This is a genomic window from Planktothricoides raciborskii GIHE-MW2 (genome assembly GCF_040564635.1).
GTDB lineage: Bacteria > Cyanobacteriota > Cyanobacteriia > Cyanobacteriales > Laspinemataceae > Planktothricoides > Planktothricoides raciborskii.
Genome location: NZ_CP159837.1, coordinates 5595157 through 5617335 on the forward strand (window position 1 = coordinate 5595157; position 22179 = coordinate 5617335).

Consider the following 22179-nt stretch of genomic DNA (forward strand, 5'->3'; position numbering starts at 1 on the left):
TTATTCTGGTTGATTCTGGTTGATGATTCTGGTTGATGATTCTGGTTTGAGTGCGATTAATTGCTGGAGAAATTCTTGATGCGCCGCCGAATTGATACCTGTTTGTAACGTCGTCAAAACTTGCAGCATATTTCCTGACAAAATGGCAGTAACATCTAACCACAATCCGGGAAACATCTTACTAGAGCAAATTATCCCTTGTTGATTTGGTGGCAACGTCACATAATCCCCTTGTTCTAAACCAAACCAATCAATTTTTTGCTCAAATACTTGCCAAACTATATATTCTTGAATACCACTGCGCCGATAGGCTCGTTTTTTATCCGCTAAATCGATCGCGGCACTACTGGCGGCAATTTCTACCACCAACTCTGGAGATCCCTCTAGATATCCATCGGCAGTTAAACTTGATTTGCCGCCACTTTCTTGGCTAATTCTTAATACCCCATCTGGTTGTGGTTCATTGTCGATATCTAACCGAATCGTTGGCTCAATGCCCATCTCCACTTGAGGTGTAGCCGCTTGATAGGCTCCCAGCCAAGTGATAATTCGTCCGTGGGGTTCGGCATGGGATTTAAAACGTAATGGGGATGCCATGTAAACGACTCCTTCGATTAATTCGGCTTTTTTGACTCCCGGCATCGCCTGATAACGACGCTCAAATTCAGGACGAATTAAGCGATCGCCATTTTCTAAAGGTGGCAAATTTTTGCCGAAGGTAGACTGAGAATTTAAGGATTTCAGCGGTGAATAAGTCATACTGGCAGACTCTCCCAACTATGAGCTATTATACGAGCCATTATATGAGCTATTATATGAGCCATTATATGAGCCATTATATGTGGTTTTATTGGGGTTTGGTTTGGCTAGGAATCAGAATTAAAGCCCAGTAGGTAGCCGCTGCTGGATCGACTTCCCGAATGGGAATAATTTTTTGATTGGGCAAGGTAGCTCGTTCAATATAAAGGGCGCGATCCAACAAGCCTAACTCATCGAGAATTTGCCGAACTTTGGCAAAATGTCTGCCTAATTTAATAATGGCAGCAGCATCGACCACGGATAGGCGATCACGCAAAATTTCCGCCTCTAATGTGGCAGGCATAATGGCAAATACATCATTGCGATAAGTAATAGGAACGCCCAGCATCGCCGCACTAGCCATTACCGAAGAAATTCCCGGTACAACTTCCACGGAAAACCCCCCCGATAAGCGATTAAAAATATACATAAACGTGCCATATAACATGGGATCGCCTAGACATAAGACGGCCACATCTCGCCCGGCACTGAGATGTTCGGCAATATTTGCCGCAGCCATATCATAATGGGGCTGAGAACTGCGTTTCACACTAAAGGGCAATGGCATAGGAATTTCTATTTGGTCAGGGCGAATAAATTCAGCCACGATCCCCCGGGCGAAAACTTTGCCATTCTCTAAAGTCGGATAAGCAATCACCGGAACCGTTGTCAAAATCCGGTGGGCTTTAAGGGTGAGCAATTCTGGATCCCCTGGGCCAATTCCCAATCCGTAAAGTTTGCCTAATTTGCCTAATTCAGTCATAATTCATTCTCTTTTGCTAACGCATTGACTGCCGCTGCCGCGATCGCACTTCCACCTCTGCGTCCGTGCAGAGTAATAAATGGCACACCGCGACTATTAGCGGCTAATTCGACTTTGGATTCTGCCGCGCCTACAAATCCCACGGGAAAACCTAAAATCAATGCCGGTTTTGCGACTCCTTCATCTAGCAATTCTAATAATCTAAATAGCGCCGTTGGTGCATTGCCAATCGCCACCACAGATCCGGCTAAATAAGGTTGCCAAAATTCTAAAGCTGCCGCTGACCGGGTATTATTAATTTTCTTGGCGATCGCCGGAACTTCTGGATGATTCAAAGTGCAAATAATCGGATTATTTTTCGGCAAACGAGCCTTAGTAATCCCATTAGCTACCATCTGAGAATCACAAAGAATCGACGCCCCCTGAGATAGGGCATTTCGTCCCACTTGTACCGCATCTGGTGACGCGGCTAAATCTTCTACAATATCGGTCATGCCACAGGAGTGAATTAGCCGAACCGCTACATGAGCTAAATCTTCAGATAACTTTTCTAATTTAGCTTCAGCGCGAATTATCGCAAAAGATTTACGATAAATTTCTTCGCCATTTTTAATGTAATCAATCATATTAACTGCATTTTTTATTATACTAAATTATTGATATTTTTGTGATGTTTTGGTGCCTTACGGCGATCGCCTAACGCACCCTACAACTACTACAAATAAACCAGCCAAATTTTTGTGAGGTTTTTTTCGGTGCGTTACGGCGATCGCCTAACGCACCCTACAACTACACGAGCCAATTTTTCTGTGATTTTTTTAAGTTTAATTGATTTTGGCGCAAAAAATCTTCTAGCCTGGGAAGAATTTCCGCAAAATTGCCCTGGAAAATTTGAGTCTTGAACGAGTCTTTCTCATCCCCCACATAGACTTCATAGCCTTCAAGTATTTCGCCATTTTGCTCAATGGTCGTGCCTAAAAGGGTAATTTCGGCTGGACTCGGTTGAGCACAGGATTTAGGACAACCTGTAACATGAATATTCACCCCCCCTTGATCCCCCCCTTCAAAGGGGGGGCTGATGGAGAAGCGAGCGCGCAAATAATCTGCCAAGATTAAAGCATGAACTTGGGTTTGAGTTGCCGCTGCTGCACAACCAGGTTTTCCCGCACAAGCAACAATCCCATCATCCCATCCCCGGTCTGGGGACAATCCTAATGATGTCAATTTGGGCAACAATTCTGACACTTTTTCATTCGGGATATTCGGAATTAAAATAGTCTGCCAAGGCGTTAATCGCAACTGACCGCTGCCAAAAGTTTCTGAAATTTCTACTAATGCCCACAGTTGCTCCGCCGTTAGTTTTCCTAATCTTAAACCTAAGCCAATATAGGATAATCCGGCCTGCTTTTGGTGGTGAATCCCCAGATGATTATAGGGCTGACTTGGTAATACTGATTCAGTAACAATTTGAGGTAAGGGATGCCCCCCTAAATGAGAAACTAAATGCCCCTGAACTTTTTCAACATATTTGGCAATGCCCCAATCTTTTAACAAGTGTTTCATCCGACTTTTTTTGCCTTTTTTAGCTGTCGTTTCTGGATTTTTCTGTACATAATCCAGATAAACTTGGACTAGGGCAGCGACTAAGGATATACAATTTTCTGGTTTAATCACTACATTGGTATCATCCAATTGCCGATCGCCTCCCAGGGACAATCGATAGTAAACCCCTGGGGTTAAATCCGGTTGATTTTCCGGTTGATTTTCTAAGGCAATTGCTGATAGCTGAATTTCGTTATAGCGGTGTTCCCAGGGGCGGGGCGATCGCATCCCAATGCCTACGGAACCTCCGCTATCAATGCCAATACTAAATTTAGGACTCAGGGCGGTAATTGCCGGATGATTCTGAATAAAATGATCTAATTCTTGGACTAAAGGCCGAGGATCGATTAATTCTTGAGGGTCAATACCAGCGGTAGGACTACACATAATATTCCGCAGATGATCGATCTGCGGATTCTGGGCAGCTAATCCTAACTTTTGTAAAGTTTGAAAATCTTCTAAGGTGGGCGATGTTTGCACGGCACGAATTTGCAGATTTGCCCGATTAGTCACTTGTATTGTAGTATGCCACCGGGCGAGCAAATTAGCGATCGCGTGAACCTGTTCCGCATTCAGCCAACCCCCAGGGGTGCGGATGCGAATTAAAAAGCCATCTTGGGCAGGAGTGCCGTAAAATAACCCTGGACAAACATTCGGTTTAACTAACCAATTCACAGTTGTTTTTTTCTCCATGCGACGCAGAGAAGTAGTCAGAAACTAAGTTTCTAGCAGAGAGTGAAAAAACTTGTCGTTGGCGTTCTGACTTCACTTGCGGAAAAAATAGAATGCCTGCCTAAGTAGCATTCCAAGAAACCCGGTTTCTTCAAGAAACCGGGTTTCTAATAACCGGCTTTTCTCTTGATTACAGTTGCGGCACAGTACCGGAATCCCACCGGACTTTCCCAACGACAAGTGAAAGCACTATAGCACAAGTTAAATTTTTTTTAGAGACATTTAGAGACATTTAGAGACAAAGGATGAGAATCTCATGGAGAAATGGCTATCGATTGTCGGCATTGGTGAAGATGGCTTAGAGGGATTAAACCAGGTGGGGCGAAGTCTTCTTTCCCAGGCATCGGTAATTGTTGGCGGTGAACGTCATTTAGCCATGTTGCCCCCAGAGGATTGTCGAGAAAAGTTGGTCTGGAGAACGCCGATCCAAGACTCCGTGAATGAGATTATTCGCCGTCGCGGTCAAAGGGTCTGTGTTTTAGCTAGTGGCGATCCTATGTGGTATGGCATTGGCGTCACCCTGACTCGGCACATTCCTATGACAGAAATCACGATTATTCCATCGGTTTCTACCTTAAGTCTGGCCTGTAGTCGCTTGGGGTGGTCCCTGACCGAGGTGGAAACCGTGAGTTTATGCGGTCGTCCTCCGGCTTTATTGAATGCCTGGGTTTATCCAGGGGCAAAACTTTTAGTCCTGAGTGAGAGCGGCCAAACTCCGGCTATTGTGGCGGAAATTCTTACTCAGCAGGGCTTTGGCGATAGTCTTATGGTGGTTTTAGAGCATCTAGGAGGGAAGCGCGAAAGGTTAATTGAAGGCACCGCTGCATCTTGGAATGCCAAAGATATTGCCAAAGATATTGCCGACTTGAATGCGATCGCGATTAACTGTAGAAGAAACCCGGTTTCTTCAAGAAACCGGGTTTCTCTAATTGGGCGCTTGCCCGGACTGCCGGACACAGCCTATCACCATGATGGACAGTTAACAAAAAGAGAAGTGCGGGCGATTACCCTGACAGCTTTAGCCCCTAACCCTGGACAACTGTTGTGGGACGTAGGTGCCGGTTGTGGTTCTATTGGCATTGAGTGGATGCGCTGCGATCGCCGTTGCCGGAGTATTGCGATCGAACATCACCCCAGCCGATTGCAATACATTGCCGATAATGCCAGCGCCTTGGGTACTCCCGATTTGCAAATTGTCGCAGGAATTGCACCCGCTGCCCTGAAAGATTTACCTCAACCAGATGCGATTTTTATTGGCGGTGGCATCACCGTCCCAGAATTGTTTGAAACCTGCTGGTCGGCACTGCGATCTGGCGGTCGTCTTGTCGCCAATGCGGTTACAGTAGAAAGCGAATTAATCTTATTTCAATGGCATAGTCAATTAGGGGGAGAACTAACCAGAATTGGCATTCAAAGAGCCGAACCTGTGGGCAAGTTTTTAGGCTGGAAAGCGATGGCTCCCATAACCCAGTGGACTGTACAAAAACCATAGTCAGAAACCGGGGGAGAAACCCGGTTTCTTCATTTAGCATCGGTTCTTCAACCACTCTAAAACCCTTTCTACATCCGCCACTTTTTCCCCTTCGGGAACCGATGGCCGTTGCACCATTACCACCGGAATTCCTAACTCTCGTGCGGCGACGATTTTGGCATAAGTGGCATCCCCGCCACTATTTTTACTGACGATCGCGCCGATTTGATATTCTTGCAAAAGCGATCGCTCTTGTGTCAAAGAAAAAGGCCCTCTTTCTAACAGTAACTTACCCGGTGGTACGGGAACATCTGCTGCCGGTGGATCGATCATTCGCATCAAAAACCAGATAGTTTTTAAATGGGCATAAGCGGAAAGTTCTTGCCGACCAATAGTGAGAAATATCCGTTCGGCTAACCCAGGTAAAGCCTCTGCTGCGGCTTGATTATTTGCCACCGAAATCCAATTGTCTCCCGGCTGTTTTTCCCAAGCGGGACGGACTAACATTAAGCGAGGAATGCCACATTCATCGGCTGCTTGAGCGGCATTAAAAGAAATTTGGGCAGCAAAAGGATGAGTAACATCAATTAAAATATCAATTCGTTCTTGCCGCAGATAATCGACTAACCCATTTACACCGCCAAATCCCCCGGTGCGAGTAGAAACCCGGTTTCTTGAAGAAACCGGGTTTCTTTGGTTGGTTGAAGAAACCGGGTTTATTTCAGCCCTAGTTTTTTCTGTGCGACCGGCAAAAGATGCGATCGCTTCTACACCGGGAATTTGCTCAATTTTAGTCGTTAATTCTGCGGCTTCTCCAGTACCCCCTAAAATCAACACTCTTTTCTGATTGGTCTTTTTCTGACTGGTCAAGGGAAAATTGCCCATCATTTATTCTTCTTCAGATTGTTCTTTAGATCCATTTCATTTTCTCAAAAAATCTGTCGAAATCGAATCATAAGCATCAAAAAGATATCCTCCAGTTTCTCAGGAGAAACCGGAGGACTCTGAACAGGAATTACATCACAACCCGCTGGATGCAGGGGATAAGTCAAGGTTGAACAACGGGCGTGACTTCCAACTCACCTGTAGGGGTGAGTACCACTTGGAAAGAAGCCAAAGGTGCTTGTGAATCTGAAGTGGCTGCGGGGTTGGCGGTATCGACCAAATCCGGGAAAGGCGTTTCTTGGAGATAGTCTGATGCGGCTTGATTGCTGGGCTGGTAGCTAAAGATATCCCCAGATGAGTTAACTTTGACCAAGTAAATCAAATCCTCGGTGAAAGTGGGGAATTGCTGCCAATTTTGGTCGATGAGATCGTACAGTTTCCAGTTCAATTCAGAAATTTGAGTCGGATCGGTAATTTCTGGGGTTACAGATGTCACCGATGGTGAGGAGATGCTGGGTGTGGCTGTGGTTTCTGGCTGATTAGTTGTTATTTCTGATGGCTGCGTCGCGGGGTCAGAAGCGATTGGCGGCAGCGATTCGCTTTGAGAGATCGCACTCGGTGCGGAAACCTGCGGTGCCGGGGTAATCTTGTCAGCATTGCCTCGTTGTAACTGGTTATTTTGTAACTGGGCATAAAGCACAGAACCCAACAAACAAATCGAAGCGGTGGCGGCTAAAGCAATCGAGCCATTGCGGAGAGAAAACGCTCTTAAAGCATTGGAAGCATTGGAAGCATTGGAAGCATTGGAAGCATTGGAAGCATTGGAAGCATATTCTGAACTGGGACTGACGGAATTTACCGCTATCGTGGGGGCGGGTTCTTCACTGTGAGCAAACCTGTGGAACAAGAAGTCCAAAGCACTGTTACGCAGTTCCTTGTAACGGGGATCGTCCATGACCTGAGTTCTGACGCGAGGACGGGGAAAAGGGATTTCCAGCACTTCGCCAATTTTAGCCGCAGGCCCGTTAGTCATCATTACCAATTTATCCGCGAGAAACAATGCCTCGTCAATGTCATGGGTAATCATCAAAACGGTACAGGGATGGTCTTGCCAAATTTGCAGCAGTTCTTCTTGTAATTCTTCTTTGGTGATGGCGTCGAGGGCGCCGAAGGGTTCGTCGAGAATTAGGACTTCGGGGCGAATGGCCAAAGCCCGAGCGATCGCCACCCGCTGTTTCATCCCCCCAGACATTTGTCCGGGACGCTTGTGTCGGGCTTCGGTGAGTCCGACCATTGCCAAGTGTTCTTCGGCGATCGCCACTCTTTCAGCGTGGGATTTTTTGGGATAGGCCGACTTGACTGCCAGGTAAACATTTTCAAACGCCGTTTTCCAAGGCAAAAGGCAATAGTTTTGAAACACCATCATGCGATCGAGGCCAGGTTTGGCGATGCGCTGGTTGCGTAGGCGCACCTCTCCCTCGCTGGGGTGGAGAAAACCCGCCACCATATTCAGTAGGGTGGATTTGCCACAGCCAGAATGTCCGATCAAGCAGATAAACTCGCCTTCAGACACGGTGAGATTGACATTTTCCAGGACAGGATAAGATCCTTTGGCGGTGTCATAAACCTTGGAAACGTTATCGATCGCCAGAAATGCTTCGCGACTTGCCAGAGGGTTAGTTGTCGGGTTAGTTGTCGGTAAGGTTTGGATTTGCATAATTGATGGCTATTGATGACTGATGAGGGATGGGGCATTTGGCGGCACAACTGTTGAGGCAGGAGGCAGGACTGTTAGGGCGCATCGGCCAAGGCTAAAGTGCTCCGCACTGCGAGAGCGAACGGACGACCGCCCTACAAAGCTTTAGTGGTTTCAGAAGTGGTTTCAGCATCGAGGAAAACTTCTTCGATGCGAATGTCGCGCTTGATGGTGAGGCGCTGGAGGTAGCCAATCGGATCGTCAGGGTTGAACACCATGCGATCGAAGAGTTGAAATGATTGGCGATTGGGTTCGGTATCTGGCCAACCTAATTGACGGGCGGCTTCGCCGTACAAGTCCACCCGGCGCAATCGTTCCAGAACAGAAATCCAGTTTTTCGGAAATGGAGTAATTCCCCAGCGAGCGAGTTGGGTGAGAATCCATAATCCCTCGACCCGCCCAGGACAGTTGCTATGATCCACATGAAATTGGTGGTATTGCCGTAGGATCTGGGGTTCTGCATCGGTTCCCAAGTGGTAGGGTTCGGCGAATCCGGGCGCTACCCAGGCGATATCGCAGCCGATATCGCCGCCGATATATTGGGGCTGAGACAGCATTGTGGCGATTTCCGAACGGTGCCGGAAATCGTCGCAGTATTCGCAAGCTTCCATTAAGGCTTTGAGAAGGGCGATATGAGTTTCGGGATATTTATTTGCCCATTCCTCGCGCACCCCCAAGACTTTTTCTGGATGACCGGGCCAAATATCCAGATCGGTGGCGATCGCAAATCCCAATTCTTGTTGGATAGCGCCGGTGTTCCAGGGCTCCCCAGCACAATAGCCGTCAAGATTCCCTTGCTTCAGATTGGCGGTCATTTCCTGCGGCGGCACCACCGTTAAATTCACATCTAAATCCGGGTCGATGCCCCCAGATGCCAGCCAGTAGCGCAGGATTAAGTTATGAATTGAGGCTTGGTTAGGAACACCCAGGGTACTGACCCGATCGGGATTTGCCGCGATCGCTGCTTTGAAATCTGCCAGAGTTCGCACCCCTTGCTGGTAAAACCGCTTGCTCAAAGTAATCGCATTGCCATTGCGGGAGAGAACCATTGCGGTGACGACAGGAACAGGCAGTCGATTGGAAGATTGCTTGCCCATGCCGATAGTCAAGGCGAGGGGCATCGCTGCCGCCATCATCGCCGCATCCAAGCTGCCAGAGGAAATCCCAGAAGCGATCGCCGGCCAGCTTTTTTCCCGAACCAGATTGACGTTTTCTAAGCCGTGTTTTTGGAAAAAGCCTTTTTCTTTGGCCACGATTAAAGGGGCGCAGTCAGTCACCGGCAAAAAGCCGATATCGAGGCTAACTTTTTCCAGGACTTGTGCCTGCTGGGAGAAACCCGGTTGCTTCAAGAAACCGGGTTTCTTGGTCTCGATCGCGATCGATTTGGATTGTTTTGCCTTGCGTTGTTTATCCCGCTTTTGCTGATTGAGGAAATCAATTATTTCACTTCGCAAGCCGTAATAGCTGGGATGCTTAACTACTTCCATCCGTTCGCGGGGGCGAGGAATGGGAACTTCTAAAATCCGACCGATGTGAGATTCCGGGCCATTTGTCAACATCACGATGCGATCGGATAGCAATAAGGCTTCGTCTACATCGTGCGTCACCATAATCGCAGTGACATTACTTTCTTGGCAAATTTGCATTAATTTTTCCTGCAAACCGCCTCTTGTCAAAGCGTCTAAGGCGCCGAAGGGTTCATCAAGCAGCAGCAATTTCGGACGAATTGCCAGGGCACGGGCGATCGCCACCCGTTGTTTCATCCCCCCGGACAATTCTCCCGGTCGCTTGTCCGCAGCGTGTCGCAATCCCACCAAATCGATATGGTGTTCGACAATTCCCCGCCTTTCCCCTTTCGGCTGATGTCGCAAAACTCGATTCACCGCCAGACCAATATTTTGGCGTACCGTCAACCAAGGCAACAGGGAATAATTTTGAAACACCACCATGCGATCGGGACCTGGGCCTTTTACTTGTCGCCCTTCCAGAATCACTCCTCCGGTAGAAGGTTGATCCAAACCGGCAATCATATTTAGCAGAGTAGACTTGCCACAACCAGAATGCCCGATTAAGGAGATAAATTCTCCTTGATTAATTTTTAATTGAATATTCTTCAGTGCGATATAGCTACCGCCGTTGTCCAAACGAAAAATCTTATCAATGTGATCGACTTCAACAAATACTGACATTGCTAACCCAAATAATTAGTAATAGTGAATTGATAATTTGCCTATTGATTACTTGCCTAATGCTAATGAGTAATTAATCATTTTTTATTTCTTACGATTTATTACCCATTAAACATTTGCTATTTTTGTTGTTCTTTCGGCACCACAATAGAACCGATATAGGCCACAAATCTGTCCAACAACAAACCGACAACTCCTACATAAACCAACGCCAATATAATCTGACTAATCAGAGAATTATTGTAGGCATCCCAAATAAAGAAACCGATACCAACGCCACCGACCAGCATTTCCGCTGCCACAATTGCTAACCAAGACAAGCCGATGCCAATTCTCAACCCGGTAAAAATATAGGGAACTGTCGCCGGAAATACGATATTCAAGAAATATTCAAAACCAGATAATTGGAGAACTCTAGCCACATTTCGGTAGTCTTGTGGTAGTTGTTGAACTCCCGCCGTTGTATTGATAATGATCGGCCAAATCGAAGTAATAAATATGACAAAAATAGCTGAGGGATTGCTTTGCTGAAAAGCAGCGAGGGCAATAGGCAGCCAAGCCAAGGGAGGAATGGTTCGCAACACTTGAAAAATCGGGTCTACGGCTTCGTAGATTAGTTTATTAATACCGATGACAATGCCTAGGGTGATGCCAACCACCGCAGACAGGGAAAAACCGATCGCCACCCGCTGTAAGCTGGCAAAAATTTGCAAAGCTAGACCTTTATCGGTGCCGCCGTTGTCAAAAAAGGGATTAATCAAATAAGGATTCCAAGTGTCAGCCAGCACTTGCATCGGTCCAGGCAATCCTTTTGAGCCAGGAGGACAGAGAATTTGCCATACCACCATTACGATCGCAAGAGCGATTAGGGGTCTAACCAGCTTTGGGGAAGTGTTTTGGAGAAAATTGCGGATTGGCTTGGGCAAAAATAGGGGCAGCCTGGAACGTCTGTTTCTGTTGATAGCAGTCATAGTTTTTATGGACTCGTGGGCAAGTGGGTATATGGGTACAGTCGTAATTAAAAAAGATGAGTATGGGGTATGGGGCGGGATGCCTCACCTGGAGTGCGACTAAACTTTCTTAATCGCTAGGCTCTTTAAGTATTCCTCTGGTTTGTCAGGGTCAAATTTGACCCCATCAAAGAAAGTTTCAATGCCGCGAGATGTGCTGGTGGGAATTTCGGCGGCGGCAACACCGAGAGTTTTGGCCGCTTCTCGCCACAAATCTTCGCGATTTACTTTGTCAACGATTTCCTTAATATTCGTGTCCGCAGGAATGTTGCCCCAGCGAATATTTTCAGTTAAGAACCACAAATCGTGGCTCTTGTAGGGATAGGAAGCATTATCAGCCCAAAATTTCATCCGCAGAGGGCTGTTGGTGACAAGGGGACGCCCGTCGCCGTAGTCGATATTGCCTTTGGAGCGCTCGATAATATCTGTGGCTGGTACTTTGAACCACTTCGCCTGAGAAACGATTTGGCACATTTCCTCTTTATTTTCCGGCTTTTCACACCACTGTTGGGCTTCTTGAACCGCCATTAAGATTGCTTTGGCTGCTTTGGGATGTTTGTCAACCCAATCCGATCGCATCGCCAAAGCTTTTTCTGGGTGGTCTTGCCAAAGTTCTCCGGTTACTAAAGCGGTATAGCCGATGCCTTGATTGACCAGTTGGGCGTTCCAGGGTTCGCCCACACAGAAGGCTTCCATATTGCCGGTTCTCATATTGGCAACCATCTGGGGCGGAGGGATAGGAACAACGGAAACATCTTGTTCGGGAACAATGCCGCCCGCTGCCAGCCAATAGCGCATCCACAGGTCGTGAGTGCCGCCGGGAAAGGTCATGGCTACGTTAAAATCAGTTTTGCCCCCTGACTTGGCTTGGGCGAAAGCATTTTTCAGCCCCTTGCTATCCAGACTAATTTTTAAGTCTTTATAGGCATTGGCAACAGAAATCCCCTGCCCGTTGGTATTCAACCGCGCTAAAATGTACATCGGCACGGGTTGCTTGTTCTTGGTTTGGCCCAAAGACATGAAGTACGGCATCGGGGTGAGAATATGCGCCCCATCAATACCGCCACCTTGGGAACCGATTTCTAAGTTATCTCGTGTCACTGGCCATGAAGCTTGTTTGACTACTTCGACATCTTTCATGCCGTATTTGTCAAATAAGCCTTTTTCTTTGGCAATAATCAGGGGTGCAGAATCGGTCAGAGCGATAAATCCTAACTTGGCTGCGGTGACTTCTGGGGCATCAGCAGGGTTGACGTTGACTGCTGGCACGGTGGTAGATGTGCTCGTGCTGGTGTTGGTCGGAGCGGAACTACAGCCGTGAGCCAGTAGGCTGGCTGCTGTCGCTGCTCCGGCGGTGAGAATGAATTGGCGTCGGGAAAATTTCGTCATTTTCTTCCAAGTATCAGATTTCTGGAGGTTTGGGCGGACTAAAAAGGTACAAAGGGGGGTAAAAAGGGGGGTTTTGCCCTCACTTAATGAAAGTTTGTTGCTTTAGGTTTCGATATTGCATCCGCAACGTTTCGCGAACGGCTTATGGGCTTTGCTTATAGGAACAATGACAAATATTTATTTGTATAGAGGGCAGCAAAACCAGAATTTTAATTCTCGTCAGAATTCCGAGCGATTCCCTCGCCCTCCGCAAGACGAGCGCACGGAATATATTTGGATAGGTTGATGGATTTGGCTGTCTCCTTGGTTTGTTGAACGTGAATTGTTGATAACTTAAGGGGATAAATCAGGCAAATTCGTATCTTTTGTGACAATATATTGCAAATTATGAATTTACTGCATTTTGTCTATGCAGCTTTTACATGGAGATGGGTTTAATCTCTAGGTTGGTCGTTTTTAGATGCGATATTTTGTGACCATAAAATCAATAGATGTAGCCCACAGAGACACAAAAAATACAAAAAGCTTTGTGAATCTTCTCTCTCTGTGTTCTCTGTGTATGTGTGGTTTAAAATAATTTGTTTTTTGGCAATTAAATTCAATACTAAATGGGTAAAAATCAGGTGAATAAAATCACGGCGATCGCGCTAATAATGGAATTAATAATATTCACAATTTTATTGGTTAACCAAGTGTAACGCGATGGCTTGCCCCAATCACAGTTTATAAATTCGTGGCAAGAAAAGCGGCAATCTAAACAAAAATGTAGAACTTATGGTATTTTCTGAAGTAACTTTGGCGTTTCCCTTGATGGCTGGCTATGCTTATGGCCAAGGTAACTGGCGCGATCGCTCGGTGCGTCGGTTGGCAAACTTATTTAGTCAACCGAGTTTAGTGACAGCCTAATAAAATAGCAGAAACTGGGTTGCTAATACTTCAGAGAAAAACCCCGGTTCCTAAATGTTTCTAAATATTCTGTAGTTTCTATGTTTTCTGTATTGATACAATTACAGATTAGTAACTAAAATAAATGATACCACCGCTTTTATAGCAGTAGCCAACGCGATTAGGACACGAGAGCTAGAAGATGATCCATCGCTTTATGCAAAGAATCAAATTGGTCAAGACATTTACTCTTCCGGGCTTTTAGCCAAGACCAACAGCGCTCAATTTTGTTGAGATCCGGCGAATAGGGCGGCAGATATAGTAATCGACACCCAGCCAGCGCCTAGAATCAACTCTTGAATCCGTCCTCCTTTATGAAAAGTGGCATTGTCAATCACCACCAATAGACAATATCTTCTGGATATATACCTGATATTTCTTCTAGAAATTCAGCCCATTTTTGCTCATATGTGTCTTTGTAGCCGAATGTTTTTTTCGGGTAAATCCTATTTTGCCTAAAGCTCTCGAAATTGTACGTTGCCTGATATCTTCCGGCCACAATTGAGTCCTGTACGGCTTGTGTCTTGTCACCATGAAGCTGAACCTTCCTCACGAAATGTCTCCCAGCAGATAATTTTGTGGTTATTTCCCTGCGATTGGGCAAAGCCTTGTAACTACCGGAAAGGGCGTGACGCTTCAGCCACAAGTAAGTGGTATTGCGACTGATGTTAAACACCCGAATGGCTTCGGTTTTAGACAGACTATCGTTGAGAATCGCATAACTTTTTGAAGTAAATCTTCACTATAAGGCTTGGCCATTTTGTGCCTCTATTTCGAGCGTGTTTTCTGTTTTTCTCTTTCGTATTATTATATGTTATAACTGCCTTGGCTACTGCTATAAATAACTATAAAAGCTAAAAAAATAAAAAAATTGTTAATTGTTATTGGTTTTCATGGACAAATAACCAATAACAATTAACAATTAAAAATTAGCAATTAACGATGAATCATCCATCATAAATTATTTGGGTTCCCAGTCCGGGCATTCTTTTTCCTCCCAGCCATAAGGATGCATCCCACACACTAACACATTGCCTGCGTAAACGTAGCCGTGATAATTTTGGCAGCCCACACAAGCGGGATATTGTTCGGGACTGGGTTCCACATAGTTGATAAAGATTTCCGCTTCCGGGTTGACTTCATCTACTTCGATTTCAAACTCAAAAATCGGGTCAATAAATTGCTGAAAAAAGTCTTCAATTTCAGTCAGAATTAGCTGGTTGAATTCTGCCCCAAATTCCTCCGCTTCCCGGAAAATATCTTCGGGAAATTCCCGTAATTCATCAACAATTTCTGTCACCTCTTCAGTGAGGGCTTGGAAATACTGATCCACCTCAGCCGAAACTTTGGTAGTCAGTGTTTCCAGCATTTTTAACCAATCATAATTTGGCCAATATTCCATGAGCAAGAAAAATGTTTTTTTGCGATCGCCCTTAATCCGTTACTGATTCTATTGATTCTATTGATTCTGTAGCCGACGTAGTTCGTCTTTTAAGGCGTCTACTTGTTGCCGCAACCGATCTACATTATCCGGCTGTTTCGAGGCTGGTTGTTCCTCGTCATCTTCGATAATTTCAATCCGTCGCGGTTCTTTATTTTGATTTGTGGCTGCCGTCGGGGACTCAGAGGCCGTTTTTTGCCCCTGCTGCATCACATCTTCCACAAACCGGCGGGCTTCTTCCGTACTCATTTCACCCCGTTGGACTAATTCCGCCGCCAGTTTTTGGGCTTGATCCCGTAATTCCCCTAACGTTCCTCCGGCTTTTTCCCCAGCTAATGAAGCTAACCCCACACCTAGGTAAAAGGCTTTTTGAACCATATCTCCAAAACCAGCCATTGCCAATCGAGCTCCTTTGACTTATTTGATCAATCAGATTATCTTGTGGACTTATTCCAGCTTATGCCAGAATTTCGCCAACTGCCCACTGACAACCTGGAAGAATTGGCCAAAAAAAGTGACCCGGATACCACGCCTGTTCCAAGCATCCCGTGTTGCTGCTACCTTCCGGTCCTGACAAGATTTGGGCGTTGGCACCGCATGGGTCCGAGTCACTTATGAATATATCATGGTTTTTGTAAAATTGAACCATCTCGGAAAAAAATTTATTTGCACTATCGTCAGCCAAGGGGTTGAACCCCTGGCTACAGGAACAAAATCCGCAGGTGGATGCTGATTTGATTTTTACCCAGAGTCCCGCCCCGGGGCTGACTGGGTTCATCTAGCCACAAGTTGCAACTCCTATGCTACAAGAACTGATGCGTGACTTCTTCGCAGAATTGAAGGGGTATGGGGAGACTGCTGCTAGGTTCGGGGACTAAAAGGTGCGATTCCCGCTTCGGGATCCGCACCTTTTTGAACATATAAAATCTAATAAAAATGGCGATAAAACACTGTCCGGGTACAAATTCTTAATTATTAGGATGAATATTGTGGTACTGATAAAATGCATAGGTGTCAAATAAACCTCCAACCAGTCCACAAGAGAGGGCAATTGCTAACACGCCTTGCCAGGGATCCCCACTGCCAAAGACAATTAAGAATTGTAACAAGCGATCGCCACTAAATTGAGTAAAACCTTGCAGTCCGGGCAAATAACTTAACAAATAGATACAAAGAAACAGTAGCCCGAGCAATAAACTCGGCGCCATAAAACTAACCAGGGTCGTGAGGAACAATGAACGCAGAAAACTTGGTAAGATACTCATCAATCGTCTATCAGACTCCCTAAATTACATTAAGCGGACGAGGTTTAGGCTCGTTCTGATTTCTAGAATAAGCCTAATTTCCCGACGGGCGATCAAAATGTTATAAATATTCAGTTTTGATCAAAAAACTTGTTGAAGATTCGTAAATTTTTTAAAGTTGATTTAGTCCTTACTTTTATTGTCATCGTCTTGAGTCAAACAAATTCTAATTCCCCCCTTGGATTATGGTCAAAACGCTTACTGGCCGCCATCTTACTCGGAGGCCAAGTAATCACCCATTTGCTCTTTGCCAAAATTCACCGCCGCAACACCTTAGAGCAAATGGTCAGCGTTGGCCCGGATTCTCTTTTAATCGCCCTACTCACAGCGGCAACCGTGGGCATGGTGTTTACCATTCAAGTAGCCAGAGAGTTTCTCAACTTTGGGGCAGGCAGTGTCGTTGGCGGTGTTTTAGCCCTCTCTTTATCCAGAGAACTCTCCCCAGTGCTGACCGCTGTAATTTTAGCTGGGCGTGTCGGTTCAGCATTTGCGGCAGAACTTGGCACCATGCGCGTCACCGAGCAGATAGATGCCCTCTATATTCTGAAAACCGATCCGATTGATTATCTGGTAATTCCCAGGGTAATCGCCTGTTGTTTGATGTTGCCCTTGTTGACCATTTTCTGTTTGGTGATGGGACTACTTGGGGGCATGGGGGTGGCTGAGATTATGTACAGCATTCCGCCCAGTGTCTTTATGTCATCGGTGCAAAACTTCCTTGCCCCTTGGGATTTGATTAGCGCGATGGTGAAAGCCTTTGTGTTTGGTGGATTGATTGGGGTGATTGGCTGTAGCTGGGGTTTAACCACCACGGGTGGCGCTAAAGGGGTGGGACAATCAACGACCACAGCAGTTGTCACCTCTCTGTTGGCAATTTTTATTTTTAATTTCTTTTTATCCTGGTTGATGTTTCAGGGCATCGGTGCGGGAATGAATCAAGCCCTGTGATCTGGGGTGGGGAAAGGTCGAACGGTAGGGTGCGTTAGTCGCAGCACTAAATATTTGACCCCGAACAAAAAATTTAAATTCCGCGACGTAATGCACCACCTCATTTTAAAAATGGACACAACGGTAGGGTGCGTTAGTCGCAGCACTAAATATTTGACCCCGAACAAAAAATTTAAATTCCGCGACGTAACGCACCACCTCATTTGCACAATCGAGCGTGGATAGTGAATCATGGATAATTATTAATAATTATCCATTTCAATTCTTTGCCGATGGTTTAAAGTCTGTTAAAATACCATAGATTCCCCAAATTGCCATCGCCCGAAGATAATGACTTGCCCGGAATGTTTGATTCGCCGTCACCGCTTCGGGAGTGCGGAATTGCAGGCCATTTTCATATACTTGATTTACCACCGCTTTGGTAATCTCAAAAGCCTCATTTTTCATGCCCATTTGTAACATGAATGCGGCTAATCCAAAGTTAATTCCTGTCCAAACTTCTAGGGGATGAGTGGCTTTGGGGTTTTCCGGGTAACCATCTAGCATTACCCCATTGGCCATACCAAATTCACCGTTTTGGAATTTTCGGAAGCAAGCATCATAGACGGTTTTTAAGGCAGATTCGGCGCGATCGCACGGCACAATATCTGGTAATCCCAATAAACGGGCATAAAATTGACCGCATAATTGGTCAGCCATCACCACCTCAGAACCGCTTTCACTATCCAGGCGATAATATTGCCCATTCCAGAGTTTTTCTTGATAGATTGGTTGGGCTTTTTCTAACCAATTATAATAAGTTTCTATGGTGGATGTAACTGCTTCTGGATCGGGAATTGACCAATCATAAATGCCGTCAATCGGTGGGTGATCGATTAGGGTTTTACCGATCGCGATCGCTGCTTCCAAAGCTGCCAACCATAAGCCCCCACAATAAGCGCTCACCCCTTGCATCCGCCAATCATCAAAAGTCTGGTCAGGGGCCCCACTATTTTCGGGAATCCCATCATCATCGCGATCGAAAGTTTTCAGATAAGCCAAGGTTTGCACAATGGAAGGCCAACATTCGCATAAAAACTCATAATCATCGGCCCCAGTCAGCAGAAAATCCCGATAAACCTGCAACACAAAATCACAGGGCAAATCTTTCCATAAATTACAGTCTTGATAACTGGTGTAATTGCTTTTTTGCCAAGGATGCTCATTCGGTGCCCCCAAATCGTGAGGGGTTGCCCCGGTAATGCCGCGTACTGCTTGGGCTTGGTTATAGCCAATAATCCGCACCGTATCATCACTGGTGGGGATGGCATGGGCAAAAGCCCGCAACACCGATTTATCCAATTCCGGCCATAGCATCAGTAGGGCAAAAGACCCATACAGTCGGACATCCAGGCTTTCATACCAGCGATAATCAAGACATTCCAGCACCGCAAACCGTCCCTGGGGGTTTTCTTCATCCGCTGGCGACCAGAGGGTGCCCCCTTGGGTGAGAATGTAGAGCTCGTTAAATAAGGCCATTTTCAACCAACTGGGCAAATCTTGTCGATCTAATACCGACTGCTGCCAGGTTTCAATTTGATTGCGCCATAAGTCATAGTCTTTCAGGGTCGCCCGAATCATTGACCAGACTCCTTGCCCGTTGCGACCAAAAAAGTCGGTATAACGGCGGTATTGGCAAACCCCAGCGGCAAATTCCGTCACGGGCAAGTCCCAAGCCAGAATAAAGGGAATTTTCCGGGTTTTGCCCGGTCTGAGGGTAAATTTGACCGCCAAAGCTACGGCTGTCCGTTCTCCCGGTGCAGCAGGTCTTTCGTCTTCTTGGTCGAGGAGAAAGCCGTCTTTGGCGAAGTAGTTCCAAATATCGGCACCATTGCTGGTAGGATTCCATCGGGTGTGGTAGTAAACTTCGACCGCTGCATTGGTCATGGTGGCGATCGCTAAACTTCCTTCTCCTTCTTGGGGTTCGGGACTGCTGATGGTTCCGGTCATGGAACAGCCAAGCCGATGGAAATCTTCTACTAAAGTATTGATATTGCCGCTACTTTCTCCCCAGCGGGGTTGATATTCATAAACCGGCGATCCATCATCCCGCACTTTCACTTCGGGATTTTTCAACACATTGGTAAACCAACCGACAATATTTTCCCAAGTGAGCATAATACTCACGGTGATGGGTTGGTCCGTGGGGTTATGGGCTGTCCATTCAAAAATCGCTACGGGATAACTGGTTTGCTGGTAATTTCCCGGCAAAATTGGCGAAAACTGCTCGCAAGTTAGTTCCGCTTGAAACACATTTTCATAGACAAACCAACTGCGGGGATATAAAGCGTGATAAGTCCCGGTGGTTTTCTCTGGGGTTGATGGGGGATACCATTTCCAGGCGGAAAGGCTGCCATCTTCTGGCGGTTGCGTGGACATGGCGTAAGCTTGCCGCCGTCCGTTGGCTTCTTCAAAGACGCTAAATTGACAAGCGGGCAAGGTTTGATAAGTATGTTCGCCCCCGTCTAGGTGCCAGAGATTAAAGTCACCGCGAGGCGATCGGCCAATGCAACCAGCCCCAAATCCTCCCAAGGGCATACCATGCCAAGGGCCATCGTCTAAATTGCTGGCATAGCGGACAGTGTAGGGGTTGTCCCAACCAAGACCAATGGGACGATTCCAAGTATAAGCAGGGATATCTGGGCGCGTCATAGATATTTTGGCTTTTTGATGTGATTCGATGATGGATAAAACCAAGATATCAATTAGTTGACCTTAGTCCTTGGTTCTTTGTTATTCGTTATTGGTTATTTGTTGTTGGTTATTTGTTGTTGGTTGTTGGTTGTTTGTTCAGCAGCCACCATCCAATAACGAATAACGAATAACCAATAACTAAGATCATCCGGGGATTGACAAAAGCCTAAATTTTAGGTGTAAATGCGATCGCTAATAATCGCTAATAATCGCTAATAATCGCTAATAATCGCTAATAATCACTACTACAATTATAGAGTAAAAATCATTCATGTTTGGTAAATTTGGTAAAAAAGTTCAATTTAATCGCCATGAAATCGCGGGCAGTTTCGGGGATATCGGTACTGACTTACCCTTAATTGTCGGCATGATTCAAGCCGTTAATTTAAACAGTGCCAGTGTCTTTATTATCTTTGGTATTTCTCAGATGTTCGCCGGGTTTTTCTATGGCTTACCCATGCCCATGCAGCCCCTGAAAGCGATGGCAGTATTAGTGATTACCCAAAAAGTACCTGGGGAAATTTTGTTTGGTGCCGGTTTAGCTATTGGCATTTTTATGCTGATACTTACCCTCAGTGGGGGTCTGAATTTACTGGCTCGGTTGATTCCGTTATGTGTGGTTCGAGGGCTTCAATTTGGCTTAGGACTTTCCTTAGCATCCCTAGCTCTCAAAACTTATATTCCCTCAGCAGGAATTCCCGGCTATATAATCGCCGCTTTAGGATTTTTAATTCTGATTACTACCCCAAAATCTAGTCGGATTCCCGCTGGGATTGCGGTGATTTTATTGGGATTACTATATGCGGGATTGTTTAGTTTAAACTTTCAGGAGATCGGGTCAAATATTGGGTTAGCAATTCCCGAATTTTATCAGCCGAAATGGTCAGATATTTTGACTGGTTTTGTGATTTTAGCGTTACCACAAATTCCTTTGTCAATTTCCAATTCTTTGATTGCGACGGAGCAGACGGTAAAAGATTTGTTTCCAGAGCAAAGGGTTTCCATTAGACGAATTGGTCTGACTTATGCGATCGCGAATGTAATTGCACCTTTTTTTGGCGGAATTCCGGTGTGTCATGGGTGTGGCGGTTTAGCGGGTCATTATGCCCTCGGTGCCCGCACGGGGGGTTCCGTTATTTTATATGGTTCAATGTATTTGATTATTGGCTTATTTTTTAGCCCAGTTTTTGGCGAAGTTGTGCAAGTTTTCCCCCAGCCAATTTTGGGAGTAATTCTTTTATTTGAATCTTTAACCTTGCTGTTATTGATTGCTGACCAAGCTGCGGAACGAAGCAAGTTTATAATTGCCTTAATTGTGGGGCTTTTTGCTTTGTTAGTGCCTCAAGGTTATATCCTGGGAATGATTATTGGTACAGGACTTTATTATTTATCCAACCGATTAACTTTTTTTACGCAAATGTAGGTGTTAAGGAATCTGGAATTTCCGCCCCAGGGCTTTACCCCCGCGCAGGTTTCGCGCCTTCGCGGGAACCGGATTTGGTATTATTTTAAATCTCGCTATTGTGGTAAAAGCAACGGAGAACCCGGTTTCTTGGTTTGACCGCGTTGACTGTAAGTTATAATAGGGAAAATTTCAACAGACGAAATCAACGACTATGAATTTTTATACGGTTATTTTAAGAAAAAGCCAAGAATATTGGGTTTCATTATGTTTAGAGAATGGCTTAGTTGGGCAAGGCAATAGTCCAGAAGAGGCGATTGATCGACTTCAAGAAGCGATCGCCTCTATGGAAGAGATATATCAATCAGAAAGTGATGTTTATTCTGGATCTATATCAATTCAAGAACTCCATGAATTTTTAACCATAGAAGACCAAGAGGAAAAAACAGATGTTTATGAATTGAGGAAAGTGTATGCCTAAAAATATACCTGCCCTCAAACCCAAACAACTGATTAAAATTTTGGAAAAAGCCGGTTGTGAATTTTATCGAGAAGGAAAAGGAGACCATTCTTTATACATTCGAGAGTTTCAAGACCTAAAAAGAATTGTGCCGATTGATATGGGGGCAAAAGAAATGTCTCCTGCTTATGTTTTAAGAATTTTTAGACAATTTGGTTTCACCGATGAGGAAATTGAAATTTTCATTAAATAATCAGCGTGGAGTCTCAGAAACCGGGTTTCTTATTTTAAATCTCGGTATTGTGGCAAAAATTGGAGGCAGAAACCCGGTTTCTTGGTTTCTTTGCCGTT

At 45.6% G+C, this 22179-nt stretch carries 19 protein-coding genes, 1 other RNA gene, 1 pseudogene and 1 riboswitch; of the genes and pseudogenes, 6 read left to right on the plus strand and 15 right to left on the minus strand.

Translation table 11 applies throughout. The annotated features are described in order from the left end of the window. From ABWT76_RS23945 to cobG, 4 genes are all read right to left on the minus strand, one after another. Nucleotides 1–759 (minus strand): Uma2 family endonuclease, encoded by a 759-nt coding sequence (locus ABWT76_RS23945; RefSeq protein WP_054464199.1) that lies wholly within the window; start codon nt 757–759, stop codon nt 1–3. Nucleotides 760–847: 88 nt separating this feature from the next. Further along, entirely contained in the window at nt 848–1561 is a 714-nt protein-coding gene (cobI, locus tag ABWT76_RS23950) for a precorrin-2 C(20)-methyltransferase (protein ID WP_054464198.1), read from the minus strand. Further along, nucleotides 1558–2187 (minus strand): precorrin-8X methylmutase, encoded by a 630-nt coding sequence (locus ABWT76_RS23955; protein ID WP_054464197.1) that lies wholly within the window; start codon nt 2185–2187, stop codon nt 1558–1560. Before ABWT76_RS23955 ends, cobI begins: the two co-directional genes overlap by 4 nt. Before the next feature lie 163 nt (nt 2188–2350). Then, nucleotides 2351–3838, minus strand: a complete 1488-nt coding sequence (cobG, locus tag ABWT76_RS23960) for a precorrin-3B synthase (RefSeq protein ID WP_190879200.1) — start codon at nt 3836–3838, stop codon at nt 2351–2353. 56 nt (nt 3839–3894) lie between these two features. Beyond that, nucleotides 3895–4112, minus strand: a riboswitch (cobalamin riboswitch). Between the two features lie 39 nt (nt 4113–4151). On the opposite strand from cobG, the gene cbiE reads away from it, so the two are divergent. Continuing rightward, nucleotides 4152–5387, plus strand: coding sequence for a precorrin-6y C5,15-methyltransferase (decarboxylating) subunit CbiE (gene cbiE / locus ABWT76_RS23965; RefSeq protein ID WP_354635048.1), 1236 nt, complete (start codon nt 4152–4154; stop codon nt 5385–5387). Nucleotides 5388–5420: 33 nt separating this feature from the next. Here cbiE and ABWT76_RS23970 read toward each other — a convergent pair whose 3' ends face one another. The 5 genes from ABWT76_RS23970 to ABWT76_RS23990 form a co-directional block, all read right to left on the minus strand. Continuing rightward, nucleotides 5421–6254, minus strand: a complete 834-nt coding sequence (locus ABWT76_RS23970; RefSeq protein ID WP_231636519.1) for a cobalt-precorrin-6A reductase — start codon at nt 6252–6254, stop codon at nt 5421–5423. Nucleotides 6255–6414: 160 nt separating this feature from the next. Then, a complete protein-coding gene (locus tag ABWT76_RS23975) occupies nt 6415–7968 on the minus strand; it encodes an ABC transporter ATP-binding protein (RefSeq protein WP_190879198.1) in 1554 nt (517 codons plus the stop codon). 134 nt (nt 7969–8102) lie between these two features. Then, the gene (locus tag ABWT76_RS23980; RefSeq protein WP_354635049.1) at nt 8103–10196 is read right to left on the minus strand and encodes a nitrate ABC transporter ATP-binding protein; all 2094 of its coding nucleotides are present in this window, start codon (nt 10194–10196) and stop codon (nt 8103–8105) included. 119 nt (nt 10197–10315) lie between these two features. Next, nucleotides 10316–11167 carry a nitrate ABC transporter permease gene (ntrB, locus tag ABWT76_RS23985; RefSeq protein ID WP_082348687.1) on the minus strand — a complete coding sequence of 284 codons (852 nt, stop codon included), beginning with the start codon at nt 11165–11167 and terminating at the stop codon, nt 10316–10318. A 99-nt stretch (nt 11168–11266) separates the two neighbouring features. Further along, nucleotides 11267–12595: an ABC transporter substrate-binding protein gene (locus tag ABWT76_RS23990; protein ID WP_054464192.1), complete on the minus strand. Its 1329-nt coding sequence runs from the start codon at nt 12593–12595 to the stop codon at nt 11267–11269. Between the two features lie 774 nt (nt 12596–13369). On the opposite strand from ABWT76_RS23990, the gene ABWT76_RS23995 reads away from it, so the two are divergent. Further along, complete coding sequence (locus tag ABWT76_RS23995) at nt 13370–13501, plus strand: hypothetical protein (RefSeq protein ID WP_255353124.1); 132 nt, start codon at nt 13370–13372, stop codon at nt 13499–13501. A 232-nt stretch (nt 13502–13733) separates the two neighbouring features. Here the strand turns inward: ABWT76_RS23995 and ABWT76_RS30720 are convergent. The 5 genes and pseudogenes from ABWT76_RS30720 to ABWT76_RS24020 form a co-directional block, all read right to left on the minus strand. Then, nucleotides 13734–13814: pseudogene (locus ABWT76_RS30720) on the minus strand (transposase); the annotation flags it as partial. A gap of 687 nt (nt 13815–14501) precedes the next feature. Then, the gene (locus tag ABWT76_RS24005) at nt 14502–14942 is read right to left on the minus strand and encodes a hypothetical protein (RefSeq protein ID WP_054464190.1); all 441 of its coding nucleotides are present in this window, start codon (nt 14940–14942) and stop codon (nt 14502–14504) included. A 57-nt stretch (nt 14943–14999) separates the two neighbouring features. Then, the gene (locus ABWT76_RS24010; RefSeq protein WP_054464189.1) at nt 15000–15377 is read right to left on the minus strand and encodes a phasin family protein; all 378 of its coding nucleotides are present in this window, start codon (nt 15375–15377) and stop codon (nt 15000–15002) included. Between the two features lie 117 nt (nt 15378–15494). Then, an RNA gene (gene ffs, locus ABWT76_RS24015) (signal recognition particle sRNA small type) lies at nt 15495–15591 on the minus strand. A gap of 358 nt (nt 15592–15949) precedes the next feature. Further along, nucleotides 15950–16246 carry a hypothetical protein gene (locus ABWT76_RS24020; RefSeq protein ID WP_054464188.1) on the minus strand — a complete coding sequence of 99 codons (297 nt, stop codon included), beginning with the start codon at nt 16244–16246 and terminating at the stop codon, nt 15950–15952. A gap of 189 nt (nt 16247–16435) precedes the next feature. On the opposite strand from ABWT76_RS24020, the gene ABWT76_RS24025 reads away from it, so the two are divergent. After that, nucleotides 16436–17233, plus strand: a complete 798-nt coding sequence (locus ABWT76_RS24025; protein ID WP_054464280.1) for an MlaE family lipid ABC transporter permease subunit — start codon at nt 16436–16438, stop codon at nt 17231–17233. Between the two features lie 258 nt (nt 17234–17491). Here the strand turns inward: ABWT76_RS24025 and ABWT76_RS24030 are convergent, their stop codons facing one another. After that, complete coding sequence (locus tag ABWT76_RS24030; protein ID WP_354635050.1) at nt 17492–19924, minus strand: GH116 family glycosyl hydrolase; 2433 nt, start codon at nt 19922–19924, stop codon at nt 17492–17494. 313 nt (nt 19925–20237) lie between these two features. Between ABWT76_RS24030 and ABWT76_RS24035 the strand changes: the two genes are divergently transcribed. The 3 genes from ABWT76_RS24035 to ABWT76_RS24045 all read left to right on the plus strand — a co-directional run bounded on the left by ABWT76_RS24035 (nt 20238) and on the right by ABWT76_RS24045 (nt 22081). Beyond that, complete coding sequence (locus ABWT76_RS24035; protein WP_354635051.1) at nt 20238–21389, plus strand: putative sulfate/molybdate transporter; 1152 nt, start codon at nt 20238–20240, stop codon at nt 21387–21389. 193 nt (nt 21390–21582) lie between these two features. Further along, nucleotides 21583–21849: a type II toxin-antitoxin system HicB family antitoxin gene (locus tag ABWT76_RS24040; protein ID WP_354635052.1), complete on the plus strand. Its 267-nt coding sequence runs from the start codon at nt 21583–21585 to the stop codon at nt 21847–21849. Further along, nucleotides 21842–22081, plus strand: coding sequence for a type II toxin-antitoxin system HicA family toxin (locus ABWT76_RS24045; RefSeq protein ID WP_054464184.1), 240 nt, complete (start codon nt 21842–21844; stop codon nt 22079–22081). Before ABWT76_RS24040 ends, ABWT76_RS24045 begins: the two co-directional genes overlap by 8 nt. The last annotated feature ends 98 nt before the right edge of the window (nt 22082–22179 follow it).